Annotated in this window: 19 protein-coding genes and 1 pseudogene; 12 read left to right on the top strand and 8 right to left on the bottom strand. The window is 65.3% G+C overall.

Annotation, left to right across the window (positions count from 1 at the left end; translation table 11 throughout):
• Positions 1 to 41: 41 nt before the first annotated feature.
• Both ACZ7KI_RS41340 and ACZ7KI_RS41335 read left to right on the top strand, forming a co-directional pair.
• Positions 42 to 392, top strand: a complete 351-nt coding sequence (locus ACZ7KI_RS41340) for a hypothetical protein (protein ID WP_470278455.1) — start codon at positions 42 to 44, stop codon at positions 390 to 392.
• Positions 393 to 425: 33 nt separating this feature from the next.
• Complete coding sequence (locus tag ACZ7KI_RS41335) at positions 426 to 839, top strand: SDR family NAD(P)-dependent oxidoreductase (protein WP_470278454.1); 414 nt, start codon at positions 426 to 428, stop codon at positions 837 to 839.
• 43 nt (positions 840 to 882) lie between these two features.
• Here the strand turns inward: ACZ7KI_RS41335 and ACZ7KI_RS41330 are convergent, their stop codons facing one another.
• Positions 883 to 2,196 carry an MFS transporter gene (locus ACZ7KI_RS41330; RefSeq protein ID WP_470278453.1) on the bottom strand — a complete coding sequence of 438 codons (1,314 nt, stop codon included), beginning with the start codon at positions 2,194 to 2,196 and terminating at the stop codon, positions 883 to 885.
• A 513-nt stretch (positions 2,197 to 2,709) separates the two neighbouring features.
• On the opposite strand from ACZ7KI_RS41330, the gene ACZ7KI_RS41325 reads away from it, so the two are divergent.
• On the top strand, positions 2,710 to 3,405 hold the full coding sequence (locus tag ACZ7KI_RS41325) for a transposase (RefSeq protein ID WP_470278452.1): 696 nt from the start codon (positions 2,710 to 2,712) through the stop codon (positions 3,403 to 3,405).
• Positions 3,406 to 3,610: 205 nt separating this feature from the next.
• Here ACZ7KI_RS41325 and ACZ7KI_RS41320 read toward each other — a convergent pair whose 3' ends face one another.
• Positions 3,611 to 4,378, bottom strand: coding sequence for a winged helix-turn-helix transcriptional regulator (locus ACZ7KI_RS41320; RefSeq protein WP_470278451.1), 768 nt, complete (start codon positions 4,376 to 4,378; stop codon positions 3,611 to 3,613).
• A 185-nt stretch (positions 4,379 to 4,563) separates the two neighbouring features.
• On the opposite strand from ACZ7KI_RS41320, the gene ACZ7KI_RS41315 reads away from it, so the two are divergent.
• The 6 genes from ACZ7KI_RS41315 (at position 4,564) to ACZ7KI_RS41290 (ending at position 12,019) form a co-directional block, all read left to right on the top strand.
• Complete coding sequence (locus tag ACZ7KI_RS41315; protein WP_470278463.1) at positions 4,564 to 5,370, top strand: alpha/beta fold hydrolase; 807 nt, start codon at positions 4,564 to 4,566, stop codon at positions 5,368 to 5,370.
• Between the two features lie 414 nt (positions 5,371 to 5,784).
• Complete coding sequence (locus tag ACZ7KI_RS41310; RefSeq protein ID WP_470278462.1) at positions 5,785 to 5,856, top strand: hypothetical protein; 72 nt, start codon at positions 5,785 to 5,787, stop codon at positions 5,854 to 5,856.
• Between the two features lie 496 nt (positions 5,857 to 6,352).
• Positions 6,353 to 7,267 (top strand): hypothetical protein, encoded by a 915-nt coding sequence (locus tag ACZ7KI_RS41305; RefSeq protein ID WP_470278450.1) that lies wholly within the window; start codon positions 6,353 to 6,355, stop codon positions 7,265 to 7,267.
• A gap of 44 nt (positions 7,268 to 7,311) precedes the next feature.
• Positions 7,312 to 9,888, top strand: a complete 2,577-nt coding sequence (locus ACZ7KI_RS41300) for an NACHT domain-containing protein (protein WP_470278449.1) — start codon at positions 7,312 to 7,314, stop codon at positions 9,886 to 9,888.
• A gap of 471 nt (positions 9,889 to 10,359) precedes the next feature.
• The gene (locus tag ACZ7KI_RS41295) at positions 10,360 to 11,241 is read left to right on the top strand and encodes a hypothetical protein (protein WP_470278448.1); all 882 of its coding nucleotides are present in this window, start codon (positions 10,360 to 10,362) and stop codon (positions 11,239 to 11,241) included.
• Positions 11,242 to 11,545: 304 nt separating this feature from the next.
• A complete protein-coding gene (locus ACZ7KI_RS41290; protein ID WP_470278447.1) occupies positions 11,546 to 12,019 on the top strand; it encodes a hypothetical protein in 474 nt (157 codons plus the stop codon).
• Between the two features lie 128 nt (positions 12,020 to 12,147).
• On the opposite strand, the gene ACZ7KI_RS41285 is transcribed toward ACZ7KI_RS41290, so the two are convergent.
• Both ACZ7KI_RS41285 and ACZ7KI_RS41280 read right to left on the bottom strand, forming a co-directional pair.
• On the bottom strand, positions 12,148 to 13,233 hold the full coding sequence (locus ACZ7KI_RS41285; RefSeq protein WP_470278446.1) for a tyrosine-type recombinase/integrase: 1,086 nt from the start codon (positions 13,231 to 13,233) through the stop codon (positions 12,148 to 12,150).
• On the bottom strand, positions 13,230 to 13,697 hold the full coding sequence (locus ACZ7KI_RS41280) for a hypothetical protein (protein WP_470278445.1): 468 nt from the start codon (positions 13,695 to 13,697) through the stop codon (positions 13,230 to 13,232). Before ACZ7KI_RS41280 ends, ACZ7KI_RS41285 begins: the two co-directional genes overlap by 4 nt.
• A gap of 478 nt (positions 13,698 to 14,175) precedes the next feature.
• Between ACZ7KI_RS41280 and ACZ7KI_RS41275 the strand changes: the two genes are divergently transcribed.
• A complete protein-coding gene (locus tag ACZ7KI_RS41275) occupies positions 14,176 to 14,916 on the top strand; it encodes a hypothetical protein (protein WP_470278444.1) in 741 nt (246 codons plus the stop codon).
• A gap of 370 nt (positions 14,917 to 15,286) precedes the next feature.
• On the opposite strand, the gene ACZ7KI_RS41270 is transcribed toward ACZ7KI_RS41275, so the two are convergent.
• Positions 15,287 to 16,186 carry a hypothetical protein gene (locus ACZ7KI_RS41270; RefSeq protein WP_470278443.1) on the bottom strand — a complete coding sequence of 300 codons (900 nt, stop codon included), beginning with the start codon at positions 16,184 to 16,186 and terminating at the stop codon, positions 15,287 to 15,289.
• Between the two features lie 252 nt (positions 16,187 to 16,438).
• Here ACZ7KI_RS41270 and ACZ7KI_RS41265 point away from each other — a divergent pair, with 252 nt between their 5' ends.
• Together ACZ7KI_RS41265 and ACZ7KI_RS41260 are read left to right on the top strand one after the other, a co-directional pair.
• Positions 16,439 to 17,134, top strand: a complete 696-nt coding sequence (locus ACZ7KI_RS41265; protein ID WP_470278442.1) for an ImmA/IrrE family metallo-endopeptidase — start codon at positions 16,439 to 16,441, stop codon at positions 17,132 to 17,134.
• 355 nt (positions 17,135 to 17,489) lie between these two features.
• Entirely contained in the window at positions 17,490 to 18,011 is a 522-nt protein-coding gene (locus tag ACZ7KI_RS41260) for a hypothetical protein (RefSeq protein WP_470278441.1), read from the top strand.
• 60 nt (positions 18,012 to 18,071) lie between these two features.
• Here the strand turns inward: ACZ7KI_RS41260 and ACZ7KI_RS41255 are convergent, their stop codons facing one another.
• From ACZ7KI_RS41255 to ACZ7KI_RS41245, 3 genes and pseudogenes are all read right to left on the bottom strand, one after another.
• On the bottom strand, positions 18,072 to 18,413 hold the full coding sequence (locus tag ACZ7KI_RS41255) for a VOC family protein (RefSeq protein ID WP_470278440.1): 342 nt from the start codon (positions 18,411 to 18,413) through the stop codon (positions 18,072 to 18,074).
• A 78-nt stretch (positions 18,414 to 18,491) separates the two neighbouring features.
• On the bottom strand, positions 18,492 to 19,361 hold the full coding sequence (locus ACZ7KI_RS41250) for a carboxymuconolactone decarboxylase family protein (RefSeq protein WP_470278439.1): 870 nt from the start codon (positions 19,359 to 19,361) through the stop codon (positions 18,492 to 18,494).
• Positions 19,358 to 19,782, bottom strand: a pseudogene (locus ACZ7KI_RS41245) (RNA polymerase subunit sigma-24); the annotation flags it as partial. The pseudogene ACZ7KI_RS41245 and the gene ACZ7KI_RS41250, both read right to left, overlap by 4 nt.

Below are 19,782 nucleotides of genomic sequence, written 5' to 3'. Positions count from 1 at the left end.
TCATATATTGTCGATAGAAGCCTGGATTGTCGCGGTGGACGATGGAAGCGGACGAGGCCCTCGCGCGGCGGTATCGCGATCTGTGCACCGACGTGAGTTCCACGCTGGGCCTCGACCTCCCGATTCCCCGGCCGGGCGGCCCGTGGGCGGACGAAGCCAAGACGGTACTGGGCAGACTCTGGAACGCCGTCATGGGCGAGACCCTGCGACGCACGGGCGAAACCGCGCCACCGGCCCTGGTTGAACTGCTAGGCCGGATTCGTGCTTTCGAGGGCGAACTCGCCGAAGCCAGGCTGGCCGACAGGCACGTCCTGCTCCGCAGTGTCGCGGAATCCCTGGCGTCCCTTCGCGACGCGAACACCGTGGACGAGCTCCTCAGCCGGGTTCCGTAAGCGGGCTGCTGTCTCGGCTTCGACCGGGTTCTCGTGTCCGAGAACCGCGGGTCACTGGTCCTGTTCGCCTCGACCGCAGGACTGATCGCCGGCCCGCCCGGGTACACGGCGGCCAAGGCGGCGATCATCGGCCTCACGAAATGGCTCGCCCGCGACTTCGGCCCCAGGGGAGTACGGGTCAATGCCGTTCGCCCCGGCTTCATACGGACGCCGCTCGCGGAGGGGAGCATGGCCCACCTCGCCCAGCGGGAAGGCATCACACTCGACGAGGCTTATGCGGCGAGCGCGGCCCACGTTCCGTTGCGGCGGGTGGCGGAGCCTGAAGAGATCGCCGCATGCTGCGCGTTCCTGGCCTCCGGCGACGCCTCGATGGTGACCGGGCACGTACTGGTCGCCGACGGTGGCGGTGCCGCTGTCGACGCCTCGACCGTGGTCTTCGACAACTGACACCTTGTGGTGCCGCTCCCGGAGCGGCACCACAAGGACTTCGTCAGTGGACCGGAGCCTTCACGGGTTCGCTCATTTCCGCGTTCCTGGTCTCGCGGAGGGCGAGCGTGCAGCCAAGGCTGATCAAGCAGAGCACGGCGAGGAAGATCCCGAACGCGAAACCCCCGTACGCCGCGGTGATCGCCGCCGCGACGAGCGGCGGAACCGCGCCGCCGAGGACACCTGCCACGTTGTAACTGAACCCGGTGGCGGTGTACCGATAGCGCGTCTGGAACAACTCCGGCATGAAGGCGCCGACCGGCCCGTACGCGAAGCCGGCGATAAGCGTCGTCACGCAGGAGCCGATCGCGAAGGTGACGGCCGAGGCCGAGTCGAGGATCGGGAACAGCGCCAGCGCCCACACCACCGCCACCGCGTTCCCGGCGAGGATGACCTTCTTGCGTCCCACGCGATCGGAGTACGCGGCTCCCAGCACGATCGCCAGCCCGAACATCAAGCCCGCCGCGATGCCGATCAGCAGCACGGTGGTCCGGGGCAGCTTGAGCACGGCGGTGCCGTAGTTGATCAGGTAACCGACGGCGAGATAGTAGAAGGCGAAGGTCATCACGAGCACTCCGGAGGCGAAGGCGATCTCACGCGGCTGGCTCTTGAGCGCCTCCACGAACGGCGCCCGCGAGGTGCCCCGCTGAGACACCTCGCCCTTGAACACCGGCGTCTCGTCGATCTTCAACCGGACGAACAACCCGATCGCGATCAGCAGGAGGCTCGCGATGAACGGGATCCGCCAGCCGTAGCTGTGGAAGGTCTCGTCGGACATCGTCTCGCCGATGATCAGGAACGTCACGCTCGCCAGCACGAAACCGATCGACCCGCCCAGCGCGCCGAACATCGACCAGAAGCCGCGCTTGGCCTTGGGCGCGCTCTCCGCGGCCATCAGCGTCGCACCGGTCCATTCACCGCCGACCGCGAGTCCCTGGAGGAACCGCAGGATGACGACGAGGATCGGTGCTGTGACGCCGATCTGCTCGGCCGTCGGCATCAGGCCGACCAAGGCGGTGGCCAGGCCCATGATCAACAGGGTCGTGACCAGGGTCCGTTTCCGGCCCAGCCGGTCACCGAAGTGCCCGAACAGAACCGATCCGACCGGCCTCGCGACGAACGCCACGCCGAGCGTCGCGAACGAGGCGACCACCCCGGCGGCGGAGCCCAGCGCGGGGAAGAACACCTTGGGAAACACGAGGGCCGCGGCCGTCGCGAAGATGAAGAAGTCGTAGTACTCGATGACGGTGCCGGTTCCGCTCGCTATCGCGATGCGCCGCATCGTCCGGTTCGTCACCTGGGGCTCGGTGGCCGCCATGGACACCTCTTTCGCTCGGCAGGGAGGGGCGAATCGGAAGCATTATGCACAAAATTTGATGTGTCAAGACTGTTGTGCCTGATCAAGAGGCTGGCCTCGTCTGGCGGTGTGGCACTCAGGCGTCCGCGGCCGATCCCGTTCGACCTCGGCGGCCCGATCGCTCGGATGGGTGCGAACGCACTCGTCGGGCCGGATGAACGCGATCTGGTCAACTCGTGCGAACGCACTTGCACGGGGATCCGCGAGACCCGACGCATCAGTTCGGCAGCTGTCATTGATCGGCGTGCCGGGGTTCACCCGCACGTACCCGGTACCTCGGCATGGCAGTCCCTGCGGGCGGCCGAAGCTTGGGACGCCCTCACTGACCTGGACCTCCAAGTCACAGGGTCGGGTCCACCGTTCGTGGCTACGGCACGGTGCCGCCTGTTGTCGCGCGGCACCTAGCCTTTATCGCAGACGAAGGTCGCACGCCTGAGGACGGCTGCCTCAGCTGGCGATGTCGGCGCAGTCCACGTGCGCCCGCCGCGACCGCTGCGTCGAAGCGGCCTGTTGTTGCCGTCCGGGTCTCGAGCGGATCGCCGATCCTGGTCGCGGCTGCGCAAACGGGTATTCCATGACCCGCCGACGGAGCGGAACCGCGTGTGGCAGATGGACTTCAGCGAATTCGAGACCGCCCGCGGCGGGATCTGGCGGATCTGCGCGGTGATCGACTACGCCACCAAGTACTGCCTGGCCGCCACCGTCACCCCCACCTCGCGGGGACAGGACGCGCTGGCATGCCTGCGCCGCGCGGTGGTCGAGGCTGAACGGGTCCTCGCCCTCGATGACCTGCGGACTGACCGCGGCGAGATGGACGTCGTTGATGCCGGGGACCTCGTGACCGGCCAGGCACCCGCGCCGATCGCGGTGGTCACGGACAACGGCCCATGCTTCCGCGGGACCGTGTTCGCGGACGCGTTCGCGAGCGACGACCCGGTGCTGCGGCACGTCCGCACGAGGGTGAGAAGCCCGCAGACCAATGGCGTGGTCGAACGGTTCTTCGGCACCTTGAAATACGAGCACCTCTACCGCGCGATCATCGGCGACGGCAACGCCCTCGCCGTCGAGATCAACTGCTTCCGCCAGACCTGCAACGCTCTGCGACCGCACCAAGCCCTCGACGACCGGACGCCGCGACAGGCCTACCTGACCGGCCCGGAGAGCACGTAGCAACCGGTCCGGCCGTCCGTTAGGGGATGGGCTAGTGAAACAAGTCGATCATGCTCGGTCGTGGACCAGCGCCGGGCGTTGAGTTGCGGGTCGCTATCGAAGTGGTGCGTCGTCGTCTCGGCGATGAGTACCGCGAGCCCGCGGGAGTCTGAACTGTCGGCCGGCGTAACCTCGCCACCGGTGTCCGGGGTCCGCGGACTGCCGCTCACCCCCGACGACTTCCTGCGCTGACGGCGGGATCCGGGAGTTCGGCGTTCGGTGACCCGAGGCCCGGCGACACGGGATCCGGCGACCCGGGGTCCTGCGGCGCCGGATACCGCACGGCTGCGGGAAAGCAGCGCAGCAGTGCGGCGAGCCGCGCGGTATCGCCCGCCACCTCGGTGTCTGCCCGCTCGACGGCGTCGTGCAGCGCCGCACCGGCGAACACCAGATCGCGCAATGTCGCCGCCTCCGGCACGGTCAGCCACGCCTCGGGTTCGGCGTGCTCACCGCGGTCCAACTCGAGGCGCCCGCCCGCAACGGTGATGCGGAACCGATCGCCCGCGACGTCCAGCTGGCAGCGCAGCGACAGCTCACCCGCCAGTGCCGGATCGAAGGTGGCGCGCAGGGCGAACAGCAGCGCGTCGACGCTCAGTTCCGCCGCGCCGTCCTCGGGCAGCGGTGCGCGGCTGCCCCAGTGGGCGAGCGCGCGGAGCACGGGCTCCAGTTCCTGCCCGCGCTCGGTGAGTTCATACACGGCGGCGGGCGCAGGCGGTCCCAGGCGCCTTCGCCGCACCAGGCCGTCGGCTTCGAGCTCGCGCAACCGCTGCGCGAGGACGTTCTGGCTCATCTGCGGCAGCCCGCGGTGCAGGTCGGAGTAGCGCTTCGGGCCGAAGACCAGCTCCCGCACGACGAGCAACGCCCACCGCTCGCCGACCGCATTCAGTGCTCGCGCGATGCCGCAGGGGTCGTCGAACAGCCGCTTCTTGCTCATGCACCCGATTGTACTTGCACAACAGGTGTGAACACTCCTAAATTAGGAGTATGAACCGTGACCTCAGCCGACGGCACCGTCATCGGCTACACACGGCACGGCGACGGGCCCCCGGGTGGTCCTTGGTCGACATGCTCCGACGGTGACGACCACGCATCGAGAAATGGAGAGAAGCAGTGAACGAGATGACACTTCGTGTGACGTCCGCCGACGGTACGAGGATCGCCTACGACCGGAAAGGCACTGGCCCGGCGGTGATCCTCGTCGGCGGCACCCTCGACGACGGCGCTGAGAACGCGCCGCTGGCCCGGCTCCTTGCCAACCATTTCACGGTCTACAACTACGCACGACGCGGCCGGGGCGACAGCGGCAATACACCGCCGTACGCCGTGGCGCGGGAGGTGGAAGACCTCGACGCGCTGATTGCGACAGCCGGCGGCTCAGCTCACGTGTACGGCGCCTCATCTGGCGGCGCCCTCGCGCTGGAGGCAGCAGCGGCAGGTTCGGCGATCGACAAGATCGCGGTGTGGGATGTGCCGTACGCGATCGGGGACGACCTGTGGCCGAGGTTCAACCAGTACATCGCGGACACCAACGAGGCATACAAAGCCGGGCGGGACGAGGAGATGCTGGAACTGTTCATGAGGCTTACCGGCGGACCCGACGCGGACATCGCGGCTGGCAAACAGCACCCGTACTGGGCCTTGTCCGTCGCGCTCGCCCACACGCTTGTCAAGGACGCCGTGGTCCTCAATGACTACAAGATCCCCACGAACCGACTTGCCCGCATCACTCAGTCGGTCCTGGTGACCACCGAGGGGCCGATCACCCAGCCCCAGCTGGCGGGCCTCCCGACCGACTTCTTCGACCGCGCCGCAAAAGCGATAGCCGCTGCCACCCCCCAGACCGAACGACACACGCTCGACGGGCAGGGACACGTCGTCGCCCCCGAACTCATGGCCCGTGTACTGAAGACGTTCTTCAACCAGTAACCCGTCGACTGATCAGGTCGCGACCGTGGGTCGCTTCGGAACGCAGGCCCATCGGCCACGTCAGCATCGGTCGGTGAGCGGCGACTCCTGAGTTCCGGCAGTCCACCCGCTTGGCTGCCACCGGCCACGGGTGCCCGACCGGTTGGTGTTCTGGGGAATCTTGATCCGCCTCACCACGGGGCGTCGTGGGTCGACATCGAAGCAATCCTCGAACACCGGGTCTCTGACACCACGCTGCGAGCCCGTCGCGATGAGTGGATCGCTGCGGGGGTGTTTCCACCAACTACGCGCCGAAGCGCTCGCCGCGTTCGACCGGATCATCGGACTCGACCTGTCCGAGGTCGCCGTCGAGCCTAAACGTACATGTGCTGAGCCCAGCTCTATCAAGATCAAACCCTGCCAACTCCTTGACGCATGACATGGACGTTGAGTGGCGACAGCTCGCCGTCAGGCGCTGTGACTGTGAGCTCTAACTGTCACTTGTGAACCGCAACTGTCATCAGGAACTCGTGAGTTCATCGCGGTCGTCGTCGGTGTGCCTGAGCGCTTCAGAGGGCCAAGCTGAGCGCGGTTGTCGGCCAGTCGAGGGCCCAAGTTGGCTGAGAATGGCGCCGGTCGGCTCTTTGGGCGTGTGTGCCGCGCAGCACGACACGGGGGGCGTCCGTGCAGGCAGGTCCCGCAGCTGCGCCGGCAGGGACATATTGCCCGACCTGCCGGCCGCACAGCGGGGCGGGCACGGTTGCGTGCGTCTACGATCCGCGCATGTGTCAGCAACGGCGATGTGCATGCTGCGGCCCGGACGGCCCCTGCTCAGCATGTCGGGTTGCCGGGCCGAACGCGCTGATCCTTACCAACAACTGTAGCCGCTGGTAGCTGCCGAAGGCGCTCCAGGCGGAGGGCTAACTCCTCTCGGTTGCTGATGTGTGGATGAGTCGCTTGTACTTGATTTGGCGGCCGGAGCCGAGGTGGGAGGCAGCGAAGGATGACGATGGTCGCGTTCGTGGACGAGGCGGGTAGCCGAGACAGCATCGAAGCGCTCCTGTGGTCTGCCCCTACAGGTGCGCTGCCGGCACCACCGATCGACACCAGGGCTCAGGTGCTGCCTATCGGCGAATTGGAATGGCCCGACGTCGAGCGTCTGTTCCTGAGGCTTCTGCACACCGTCCGGCCTGTCCAGTACGCCAAGCTCTTCGGTGTTCCAGGCCAAGCCCAAGCTGGGATCGACGCCTACGCTCGGCTCCCGCTCGACCTGACGCACGGCGAGTCCGGCGGTCGGGACTACATCACCCTGCAATCTCGGCGGATCAAGACGCTGACCGCAACCAAGATCAAAAAGGCCATCGACGACCTACTGAAGGGCGAATGGGCGGACAAGACGGCGACGTTCCACTTCGCCACCTCGTTCGACCTGCAGGACACCAAGTTGGACGCCGCGATCCGTCAGCAGACCGAACGGCTGGCCAAACTTAAGATCACCTTCGTTCCGTGGGGTGTGCAGGAAGTATCCAGCCTGCTGAAAGACCAGCCCCACATCGTCGACGACTTCTTCGGCCGACCCTGGGTAGAACGCTTCTGCGGCCAAGCCGCAGCCGAAGCGCTTGCGAACAACCTGCCGCACCAGGACAGCGAGACCTACGCGCTGGGCTACGCGACCTATACCACGCCGTCTTCTCTGTCCAAGGCGGAGTCCACCTGGCTGAGAACGCAGACCCCGACGGCGAGTTCGTCATCCTGGATGTCGATCCCAACCGCCAACGGGCCGATGTCATCGACGCCGAACGGCCTGAGCCGACCGTTGAGGATCAACACTCGGCGGAAAGTTCGGCCGATGGGCACACCTACATCGCCCCGCGACTGGGTGCCCGCCGGCAGTCCTTCAGATCTGCCCGCCAGCTAATCAAGCGTAGAAGTCAGGCCGCGCCGACGACGGTTGGCGCCGTTGTGGCTGACGACTGGCTGGCTGGTGGTAAGTACCGGCTGCTGATCGGCCGTCCGGGAGCGGGAAAGTCCAGCCTCTTGCGGTTCGTGGCAACGGACCTGCTGTCGTCCCAACCGCAGTCGATCGCGTTGCAGCGGGAACATGCCACTGACCTGCCGATCTGGCTGCCGTTCGGGTTCCTGTGCCGCCACCTTGAAGCGTCGACGGAAAACTCGCTCGTTTCGGCTGCCGAAGCCTGGCTGAAGTCGCAGAGCGCCACCCACCTTTGGCCGCTGGTCCAGCGCGCCCTGCGGGACGACCGCTTGCTGCTGCTCGTTGATGGCGTCGATGAGTGGAGCGACGTCGGCGCAGCCGAACGCGCCCTCGGGATCCTTGAGGCGTTCCTCGGTCGCACCAGCGCGTCAGCGATTCTCTCCACACGCCCTTATGCGGTCGATCGGCTCAACTGGAGGCGTCCTTGGGCACAGGCTGAGATCACGCCACTGACCGACCGTCAGCGCTGGACGATCGTGGCTGGGATCCTTCAACCAGTAACACAGTCGGAAGCCGCTCCGGCCGGCTCGTCGATGTGGATGGCCGGCGTCGAACCGTTCCTTGACCAACTGAACGCCATCCCGGAACTCGCCGAGCTTTCCAGGTCTCCACTTTTTCTGACGTTGCTGGCCGCGACGTGGCAAGGCGAGCCCCTACCCCGTCAAGCCGCGCCTATGGCCGGCATAGCCATCGACGTGCTCGGTCCAACGGAGGGCTTCGACGTCTTGGTATCCCTGCTGCGCCAGCCCGACCCACGTGGTCCGAGCGAGAATCGCGTAGTCGTTGCCAAGGCCGTAGCCGATGCCTGGAAGCGGTTCGCGGACGCCGTCCGGGAACCGGGTGCTGAAGCTGATGCCGTGCGAGAGGTGCTTGCCAGCTACGACCCAGCCGAACTCGCAGCGCTTTGCACGGAGGTGAGCCCTCACCTCTTGATGTGGCACGTCCCAGCGGTCATCACAGCCTGGCCTGGGCAGCCAGCTGTCCAGGAGTTCGCCGACAAGCTTGTCCACGACCCAAGGCCCATCACTTCAGGAATTCCGGACACCATTCCAGCCGCTATCCTCAGCGCGTACTGCGGCAGGACCGACGAACCCTCCCTCCGGATCCTCGACAAAACCCTCAACCTTCTCAAGCACATCGAGCCAGAGCTGCGCGAAGTCCTGGCGTTCGAACTCGCACGCAGCTCGCTCGCCGCGGCCGACCTCATCGGCGTCATGGCTGAATGGAAGAACGAGCCGGACACCGAGGTTCGCCGGAACGCCTTCATCGGGCTCAGCCAAGCGATCACGCGCCACCAGCAGGCCCACAATGACCTAGCGGGCTCCGACACACTCACGTCCGAGATGGAATGGCTGCGGGAGGAGATCAAGGAAGACCTGTGCGCCTACGGCCCTGAACTCGAAGAGCGCCGGCAACTGGCATGGATCGGCATGCTCATGCTCGGTGACCTCACACTGATTGACGGCATCGAGGAAACCATTGGGCACTCAGGCGCGCCCGGCGTCAAACTCGATGTCCTCTTCGACGGTGAGGTGGATCAGATCCTCGTAGACCTCGTCGCCCAGAACTGGGAACGATTGTGCGCTCACTTCGGCGACGACATCTTCGAGCGGCTGAACGGGAAGTCCGACAGCCAGCGTCGATCGGCCAGCGAGCAACGGCGCAACGTCATGTCTGCGCTTGCGACAGTCGCTTCCCGGTACCCCGCCATCGCCGAGATGCTCCGCCACGAGGCCGACACTGATGCCACGCTCCGCCAAGATCGGCACTTCCTCTTGTGGGCCAAAGAAGAGAACAGTGGCGACGAAGGAGTCCTTCGTGCGCTGGTGCCAAAACTCGGCCACATAGCCCACCGTCGGCACGACCAGCTCCTCGACTCGGTCCTGGACCGAGACAGTTGGAGTGTGTCCGACGAGGTGTTCAAGGCCATCCTTACTGAGGGTGCGGTCGACACCTGGCCGGGCCGCATCTATCCGAGCGAACAGCTAGCCGCCTACATCCAGCTGTTTCCAGCGGACAGCTTGTCCATCGCCGCTCTTCGAGACCTCGAAACGGGGTTCGACACAGACATCGAAACTCGCGAGCACCGAGACTGGGGCGACACGTTGGCCATCGCGTTCGGTGCAGCCGAACCGCAAGATCTGCCAGTCATCGCGACCCGCGCTCACACCCGAATCCGTATGGGCCTGTCGGACCTGTACCTGCCCATGTTCACCGAGCCGCTGATGCGGCGGCTACGAGTTGACGCCGACGCCGTGGAAGCGTTCAAGACCGCCCTAAACGCACCAATGGGTATTCGTGAGAACAGCCCCATAATGGCGGCCCCTTGGGACCCGATTGCCGACGCCTGCCCGGCACTGCAACCGTTGCAACGTATGTGCCTCTTCGCCGTCGTACTGCGCCATGCGGGTGCCCTACCGCAGCCGGACGCGGCAGCGGCCACCCACGTCCTGGAATCCGTGTCCCCGGACACCGTCGTGCACAACCCCTTCACCAACCAGGAGGGTCCGCTCTGCCTCGCCGTACTCGACCTCGCCGCGCACTGACAGTGCGATCCGTCCTTCAATCTGTTCGAGAACCGCAGCAGCGGGCGGCGGCAACCCCGTCGATCGGACACTTGTGTGGAGTTCCATACGCTGTCGAATACCGCCGGAGCCGGAACAGTGACGAGCATGCGGGACAGGAAAACCAGGCCGGTGAACACTCTGGCCTGTTCGTGGTCGATCTCGACTTGCCCGACACCGATCACGTCGACGTCAGCCTTACAGTAAGCAGATTCGGGTCGTATGGAGGGCACTTCCCCGGCGCGGTGCAGCGACTTGTCGAACTCTGGTGGCAGATATCGCGTACATGTGGTGACCCAGAGTAAACCCTGGTCGACCCGGCGGCTGGGTGACAGGGACAGCTCACAGTCACAGGTGCGATCCAGCCTCTTCGGGCGAGCTCCGCTGCTCCGTGTACCGCGACACGCCGCCATTGTGAGCGCCGGTGGACCTGGTCAGCCGCATACTGTTCGGTTGGCTTTCACTGACACGAACGGCTGGACCATGACGCTGAACCTCGCCATCACCTCGACCGAGTCGCTCGTGTTCGAGCCAGCACGCCAGGCATTGCGCCTCTTCCCTGCCATCGGCGGTGCGCAGATCGAACTGAGCCTCAGCATCAGGCGAACAGCCGAGCGCGAGGACGTTTCCCCCTACCAGATCTCCGCCACCATGCTCGTGGGGCAAAACCCGAGCCGGGACCGTCGCCTTCTGGCACAGCTCGCCGTTGGCCACATGGTCAACCCGGCGCAGGTAGCGACCGAGTTCAGGCTCACTGGCTTCATCAGCGTCGAGCAGCTCCGCGTCGTCGAAGAACTGCGCTCGGGTGCGGATTCGATCTGGGTCGTGCTACAGGTGAATGTCGTTGGCGCGGATGGTGAGCCGACCACCTTGGTCGGTGGGAACGGTGAGCTCTCGTTCGCGCTTCCCGCGGGCGAGTGGCTGCAGGGACTTGAACGTGTCGACGCTGCTACCTACGTCGAGATACTGGTTCCGCTGACTAGCAGCGCCGGGCACGCGAACGCCGCCCGTCGCCTACGTAATGCGCGGACGCTGATCCAGGACGATCGCGTGGAGGAGGCGCTCGCCGAGGCGCGGAAGGCCCTGGAGTTCGTTCGGAAAGCAGGAGGCACGATACAGATCGTGCAACAGGCCAGGAACAAGAGCCCGCGTGATCGCGACCTGTCCGAACGCTGGGCCTTTCTCGTCGAAGACACCTTCTCACTGCTTAGTGGGGCTGCCCATGATGATCAGGGAACTACCGAGCACTTCACGTGGACTCGGGCTGATGCCGTCGCCCTGGTCGGCAGCACGGCTGGCCTGCTTGGCCGGCTGGTCGTACAAGCCAATTCTTGAGCCCTGCGATCGTGGTCACGGAGCCCAGGAGCTCGATCGACGCTTACCGACACTTGTCCGTCACGAGGTTCCAAATCTCGCATGCCAGCCGACTGCGTGTTTGACACGGCGGCGCCAGCGCAACATTCTGGGTGGTGGGTCCGGCCTTGTTGTACGGCTCGGCCTATGCCCTCCCTCAGGCGTTTTGCCTGGCCTATGGTGGAGGTGCGTGATGCGGGCTGATACCGCTGGTGATAGCTGCTGGCCGACTATTTCTACGTTCGTGGTTCGAGCCGTCCGCTCCTCCACCTTCCGGGGTGGTTGCGTGGCCGCGCAGTTGGCTGAGCAGGTGGTCGGCGCTCTCTCGCTTCCTTCGCGAGATCTTGCCAAGGTGGTCGTTCATCGACCGCTACCGGTTGCCGCCCTGGTTCCTGAGGCTGGCGATGCGTCGGTCGTTTACAGCATGGCGCGTGTCGACGCGTCGGGAACGGTGCCGGCGAGGGCTGCGCGGGATGTCTTGTCCTGGAAGCCTGGTGAGCGAGTCGTGTACAGGAGCGAGTCTGGTGTGCTCGTGGCGTATCCCGCGACCGACGGTTCGCATGCGCTGCCGCGGAAAGCCACCATCGTGATCCCCGCGCCCCTGCGTCATCTCCATGGCATCGTGGCCTCCCAGCAGGTGCTGTTGTGCGCGTTGCCCGCACACGCGGCGTTGGTGATCTATCCGCTCGCGGCGCTGAATCGGATGGTCGGGCTCTTCCACACCGCTGCGGAACCCGGGCAAAGTGCGGAGACCGGGTAGCCGTGACGTGCGGACTTGCGGACGACTGGTGCGTCGGCAGTGATCGTTGATGTGCGGATACGACTGTGCCTCGGCCTGGGGCGGACACAGGCGCGGAGTCACGCCCGTGTCTGCCCCGGCGGTCGCGGTCAGTCGGATGTGGCTATCGACGCAGGGGCCGGCTTCGGGAATCCGCTGTCGGGGCGTACGGCGAGGGGATGTGGCTCACCGGTGAGTGCCGCGAGCGCGGTGACGACGTCGTGGAGGTCGGCTTTGACGTAGCCGGCCGTGATGTTGTCGCGGGAATCGCTGTGTCCGGCGTAGGCGCGGGCGACGGCGAAACCGAAGTTCCGCTCTACCCAGGTCAGGGTGGTGTGGCGGAGCCAGTGCGCGCTGATCTGCTGTGCGTAGGCCCACGGTAGTCGCCGCCCGACGCGTATCCAGATGTTGTCGTAACGGCGGTCGGTGATGGGGTCGCCGCTGGCGTAGCGCAGCAGCTGCGCGTCACGGTCACCGTGTCCGCGTGTTTCCGCGTGCCGGAGCAGTCCGCGCATCAGGGTGGGCGATACCGGCTGCCAGCGTGCTGTCTCTCCTTTCTCCCGCAGGTGGACCAGGCATTGTTCTGCGTCGAGATCACGTGGCCGCAGGGCGATCGCGCCACCTCGACGGCAGGCGGTTTCCTCGTGCAGGCGCATGATGAGCGAGTCGAGTTCGGGATCGTTGCCTGAGGTGGCGACGGCTGTGTTGACCTCGTCGAGCCGTTCGTCGGGCAGGGCCCGGCGGGTCGAGGGGAGGCGGCGGGGTTTGGTGACCCGGCGGGCCGGGTTGTTCCGCTCGTCGATGAGATCGTCGTCCTGGGCGTGTTTGTACAGGCACCGTATGGCGGCGACGAAATTTTCCGCCGCGTTGCGCCCACCGCGGGAGTTGCGGCGCACCACGGCTGTGGCCTTGGCGCGTTCGGCCTCCGCCCGGATGTCGCTGGCGCTGACCTGGTCCAGCGGGCGGTGTTCCCACGCCGCCCGGGCTTTCTTCCAGTACGAGCCGTAGGAGCGCGCGGTGCCCGGCGACACCATGTCGCCCACGGTGTCGATCCACTGGCCGACGGTGGGCATGGGCCGTGCCGGTGCCGGTGGGGCGGTGGCGAGCAGATCGGCGGGGGAGACCCCCATTTTGTCCAGGAGCAGCCGCGCCGCCTCGATCTCGGCGGGACTGGCGGTGGCGTGGTCCGCGGTCATCGCCGGTCACTCCCGCTCAGCCGGGCGTGGAACATCAGCAGCATGCGCTCCACCGAGGTGGGGGAGTGCACGACCAGGACGTCCTGGGCAGGGTCCGCGGCGACCAGGACCCGGGCGCCCGCGTGCAGGAAGCACCGCGCGCGGACCGCCGCCGGGATCACGACATACGGTTTCGCCGTCATCGCCACGGTGCCGTCGGGGCGGCGCTGGAACACCACCGACGTCTCGAGGACGGTGAGCAGCAGAGTGTCGCCGCGCGACCACCCCAGCAGATCGACCGAATCGCGATTCTGCACCCGGCCCGAGGCGTCAACCCGCGCCATGCCGACATAGGGCGCCGCGGGCGACGGCGGGGCGGGCAGCGACGCCAGGGCCGCGGCCTGCGGTGGCGCTGGAGAACTCTGGACCGGACCGGTGGGACGGCGGGCGTTCCGCAGGGACAGGCCCGGCATCAGACCGCTCATGACGCACCTCCCCGGCGCAGGCGTTCAGGGGAGGAACCAGCGGACACGTCCAGCCTAGCCGAACCAGAAAAACCCGGACCACTCCAGTGACCTGGAGCGACCGGGTTGTTACTCTGTGGTGCGGGAGATTTCCCGTGCAAGTGTGTCCGAGGACCGAATCGCCCACTGCGCACACGTCCTCCACCAGCGAACACTGTTGGTTGTGGCGCCATGATGTGCGTTCGAATCCCTGGTGAGGCGCGTGCAGCATCCACTCGAAATCACATCCGCTGTGAACTGCGATCTTCCGCGATCGCCGGGATCGCCCAGCGTCTTTGCGGTCAGGGCGTTGATGCTCGATGACGACTTCCATGCGGCGCAGGTTCGAGCCCCCGGCAAGACTACCAAAGGACGGGAACGGGCCTGACCAGGAATTTTTCGTCGGTACGTTGATGATCGAGGCGAGCTTCGAGCTTCCGGGCTCAGGCGGAGGCCCGGCATGAGCGCCAGCTCGCAGACGGTTGCTCGGTTTGTCACGGTCACGATGGGGCTGGTCATCGGGCTGACCTTCCTCTTCGGGTTCGGGAACGTGTTGAACCTGGCGTTGAAGCTGCAGGTACCGGTGTTCGTGGCGCCGCTGGTGGCGCCGGCTGTTGACTTGACGGTGCTGGGGTTGCTTGTCGGTACGCGACACTTAGCGCTGTCCGGGGCTAGTGATGACGTGCTGCGGCCAGCGCGACGCCTGCTGCTGGCGGCGAGCGCGGTGACTCTGCTGCTGAACGTTGCTGACCCGGTATGCGCTGGTCAATGGGGTAAGGCAGCGTTCGACGCGGTCGGCCCGCTCCTGCTGATCGGTTGGGCTGAGGCGGGACCGGGCCTTCTCCGTGCCTTGAGTACTGCTAAAGCCGATCCCGGTTCAGGAAACCTGTCCAGCCCTTCGGCGGCAGACTCGAAGTACGATGACGCTCAAGTGGAGGTGTCTGGGTACACGCCCCTTCGACGTGGCCGCCAGGTGGGAGCGGCGCGCCGCCAGGTAACTGCTCTCGAGGAGGAGCTGGTGGAGCGAGCCCGGCTCGCGGACGTCGAGCACTGGCGGCGTTACCGGCGACCGATCTCCGCGGAGACGCTCCGGAAGCAGCTTCATGTCGGAGCGAAGATGTCGCGGGCCCTCGTATCGGTCATTCGCCTTGAGAACGCTCAGGCAAACGTCCGATCTGCCACTCTCCCGACGGGCAGATGAAGTACTGGGGTAGCTGAACCCGCTGGTTAAGAGTGAGCTGCTTTCAATGTCGGATGATGTCGAATGATGCCGGACAAGACCTTTTCGTCTGGTCGCGGCACATCCTGGGTGTCGGGGTATGTCGCCTGGTGTCGGACTGTTTCGGACCTCTCGGGCTCGTCTCGGCCTCGCGGATGACGGACTACCCCTGTTGACGGTGCGCCATCTGATGATGAACAGGTACCATGGACGTCGGCAGGATGTAGGCGATCATCTACGGGATGGGCCCGGTTCACCACCGGGGTCGCCACTGTGCGGGAGATACTGGTGTCGAGGCCAGTCCGTGAACAATCTTTGTTCACCAGTAGCTCAAGGGTAGAGCGCCCGCTCCTTACTCGGTCGCCAAGGCTCGTCCTTGGCGTAGTTCTGCGGTTGTCATGGCCAGCGCGCGGTAGTAGGTGTCGGCGTGAGCCCGCAGCCGTTGTTGCATCCGGTCGTCACGGCCGCGTGCTGCACTGTCCGAGTCGGAGCCCGGTACCTCTGGTCGCGAGTCGTTGAATCGCCGTCGGCTGTGCTTCGAACTGTCCCGGTAGTCACGAGCGATCAGCTCTGCCCACTGTTGTCTCGTCAGGCTTCTGGTGACTCGTTCGTTAATCTCGTGTGCCGACTGCTTTGTGATGGCCAACGTGGTGAGCACCTCCATCCAGCTGAGGCTGGGAAGCGTACCTGCCGCCGAGTATGTGGAGGGTCGACCTGCCAGGTCTGACCAGCGTTTCTTCGCCGGTTTGTCCAGGTTCTTCCACGTGGTGATCAGCTTGCGGTCGACCTTGCCCGCGCCGTGCATGATGGTGTTTCGCGGCGCGACGCAGAACTTCATCAGATGATCAGCTGTCGTTGGGCTTTCGCCGAAGCGAACCGCCTTGGCCAGGTCGGGCACCGTCCACCTGTCCGGCGCGGCGCCGTTCGCGGGAGGCGTCACCAAACCGGGGTGGTGCAGGCACTCTTCCACGGTTTCAACGCACAGTTCGATGTGCAGGGCCACGACTTGAGGGATCGCCAGGAAGGCGATGTCAGTGCTCGCTGTCTGAAAGATGAGTTCTGCGGCGTCTGCGGACACGTCCAGTCGCTCGGCGTGTGCGACGCCGGCGAGTACCTGTCCGACCTTGCCGAATCCCTTGGCCTCGTTCATCTTCATCTCAGCTAGGCGTGTGCCAATCACCAAGGCCACCAGGCTGTTGTTGGTCCGCTTCTGCATTGCTTGCCAGGAACGAAATGCGGGGTACTGGATCAACGAGTCTCCAAAACATCGTGCGCTGTAGGAATCGGCCGAGATCTCGCAGGTCTCACGCAATCCATCCAACTGGAAGACCCGGACACAAGGGCGTCGGGTTCAGACTGCATCCTTGAGGATCCTCCGCTGGACCTCAAGGTAGCGCTGCAAGTCCACGACGGGAGCGTTCGAAGTCAGGGGCGACGAAGGCGACTCGTCCAGACTGAACGTGGGCCAGCCGGACACCTCATTCGGCTGCTGGAGAATCACGGCGTGTTAGTGGTCTTCAGCCCTGAGCAGGCGGCCTCGGTGGATGCCTACTCGTTCGACAGCCGGTTGCGTCCAGTCGTCATCCTCAACCCGATCAAACGTGACTACTATCGGCAGCGTTTCGACGTGGCGCACGAACTGGGGCACTTGATCATGCACGGCGACGCCGAACCGGGCGGCCGGATCGTCGAAGACCAAGCCCACCGCTTCGCCGCCGAACTGCTGATGCCGGCCGACCAGATCCGCGACCTGCTTCCGGCCACCATGGGCGGTAACGTCTGGCAAACCTTGGCCCGTCTTAAAGAACAGTGGGGCGTAAGCATTCAAGCGTTGCTATACCGGGCCCGCTGGCTTGGTCGGCTTAGTGATGTGTCCTACCGCAACGCCATGACTACCATCTCCGCCCGTGGCTGGCGGCGAAAGGAACCCGGCTTGATCGACGCCATCGAGCAGCCGTCGCTGCTCCCGCGTGCAGTGGAGCTGTTGGCGCAGGAAAGAATCGACGAGGCGCAATTGGTCGCACAGTGCCGCGTGCCAGTTGATCTTTTTCGTACAGTCACCGCTCGGAAGCCTGATAGTGCACGACCCCGCGACCTTCAAGCGGGCAATGAAAGTAGCTTTCGGGAAAGTGGTCGAGTGGTGTCGTTGCTGGAACGACAGCGACACAAGTCGCGCGAACCCCAAGGTGGGCGATCATGAAGTTATTTCCTGAATTCTGACGTGGCGAAACCGTTAACATCAAGGGTTCACTGCTTAGGCCGAGGAAAAATGTTGAGCCAGGACTCAACTACGAAGGCTTCGGCCTCCATCGCCGAATGCCAGGTCTCGCGCCGTCCTGCCAACAGAGTGGGGACTGCCAGGGGCGGCAGGCTTCCCTCGACGGCTTCGAGTCGAGAGGGCGCGAAATGCCAAAAGTAGCCGCGTCGAGCTTCGATACGCTGCGTACCTGGAACGGTGAGCAGAGCCGTGCCTTCGAGGAGCTTTCATTCAGCTGCTCAAGGACAGAGTCCCGCCCGCGACGCAAGCCATCCGGACTGGCAATCCTGATGGTGGTGTGGAGTGGTACGCCACCTTGCCGAACGGCGCCGAGTTGGGCTGGCAGGCTAAACACGTTCACGGGATAGACGCGCTCCTGACCGCGATGACTAAGTCGGTTAAGCAGGTGGCCAAGGAACGTCCGAGCCTGCGCAAGCTGACGTTCGTCGTCTCCTGGAACTTGGCCGCGGGGAAAGGTGGTCGTGATCTTAAATCTCAGCGGCAGAAGTACGATGACAAAGTCAGTACATGGCAACGGACAATTCCCGGCGCGGACAAAATCGAATTCGACCTGGTGCAGGAAAGCGATCTGCTCGATGAACTGGTCAAGCCGGAGCACAACGGCCGGCGTTGGTTCTGGTGGGGCGAGCTCGTGTTCGGTCGTGACTGGCTGGCAACTCGGTACAAGCAACAAGCAGCTGTGGCCAGCGAGAAGTACCGGCCAGACCTACAAGTTGACGTCCCAATCCAGGAAGACCTGCTGGCTCTGGGATTCGAGTTGGCTAGTGCTGTGTTCCGTCCGGTGGTGCTGAGCGCGTGACCGCCCGTAGCTTGATGGCGGTCACGCGCGTTCCCGTATGGAGCCGCAGGTCCCGTTCAGTCAGTTTGCTGCAGCCGGTTCGTAGAGGCTGAAGGGTGTGCCCTGGTCGTCGTGGCAGTGTGCGATCCGGCCGACGCCGGGGACTGTTCGGACGTCGTCGCTGCGGCCTCCGAGTTCGTGGAGTCGTTTGACGGAGGTGTCGATGTCTTCGGTGGCGAAGTAGACGCGAGGGTGGGTGAGGTCGGGTTCGTTCGGCGTGATCGCGCCTGCCGGGCCGTTGTCGATCACGTGGTAGTCGCCGCCGAAATCGTTGGTCGACCAGCCGAACAGGGCGCCGTAGAAGCTGCGGGCCTTGGCGGTGTCGGCGGCGGGGATTTCAACCCAGTTGACGTGTCCGGGCATGGTCGGTCCTTTCGGTGAATCATCGGTTGACTCATCAGAGGACGAACGGCGGAGGCGTTTCTCGACAGCGCTGGGAAGTCAGTTTTTGATCGCGTGGTGGCCGGTGTCGAAGCTGCGCAAGGCGGCTCCGACCGCGGCGGCGACGGTGATCTCGAAGATTTCGTCTTCGCTGTAGCCGGTTTCCGTGAGTTCGGTGATGTCCGCTTCGGTGATCTTGAAGGAAGTGTCGCGGACTTTCCTCGTGTAGGACTGCAACGGCTCGGGGAGGGCGTCTCCGCCTGCGGCGGCGGTTCGTAGCGACGGCTTGGTCGTGGCCGGCGCCGTGAGCACCGTGTGCCGCAGGTTCTGCACGGTGTCGCCGTGATCGACGGGGCGGCCGTCGGCGAGAAGGAAGCCGGGGAATCGGTAGCCGAATCGGTGCAGTGACCGGGTTCCGCTGTGCAGCTGGCCGTCGCGGAGGGTGAAGCCGAAGGCGTTGGCGAGGCGGTTGACGATGTTCCAGACCAGGTTCACGCGTAGTGCTTCGAGGATGGCGTGCTCGGGTAGGTCGGTCACCGCGGTGGCGTCGGCCCGGTCGGGGTGCAGGGTGATCGGCTCGAGGAAGGTGCGGACAGCGAGGAGTTCAGGTCGCGCGGAGCCGGGGTCGTCCGGGTCGATCTCGCCGTTGCCGGCGATCCGGGTGAGCTCGGCGTGGGTGACGACGCAGAACGGGCATTGGTGCAGCTGTGCCGTGGTCATGGCGAGGTATTCGCGCTCCCCGGCGGTCCAGTAGGAAGGTCCTCGCATTGCTTCGGCGGTCAGGTCGAGCAACGGCTTGGTGAGGAAACCGGGGCGGTAGAGCAACATTTTCACGATGTCGGGGCTGTCGCCTCGCGACTTCTTGGCGGTGATCGTGAGGAACAGCTTCGCGCGGCGGCGGTGGCCGCTGTCGAGAATGGACAGTCTCATCGGGACTCCGGAGTTTCGAGTGCGTGCAGGCGGCCGAGGAGGAAGCGCCGGTCGGCGGGTTTGGTGGCGAGGTCGTGTGCGCGCCGGTATGCCTGGGCCGCGTCGTCGGTGCGGCCGAGGCGGCGCAGGAGGTCGGCGCGGGCCGCGTGCAGCAGGTGGTAGTGGTCGAGGCCCTCGATTTCGTCTATGAGCGCCAGTCCTTCGGCTGGGCCGGTGGCCATGGCGACCGCGACAGCGTGATTCAGCGCGACCACAGGGGATGGGGTCGTCTCGAGCAGGCGGGCGTAGAGGGCGGTGATGCCGGCCCAGTCGGTGTGTTCGGCCGTCGGTGCCTGGGCGTGCATGATCGCGATGGCGGCCTGCACTTGGTAAGGGCCTGGCGTGCCGGAACCCAGCGCGCGATCCAGCAGGCCGACGGCTT

This window comes from Amycolatopsis sp. NPDC039088 (genome assembly GCF_055598845.1).
The sequence above is the reverse complement of the archived record's forward strand: the minus strand, read 5'-3'. Positions and strand labels throughout refer to the sequence as shown.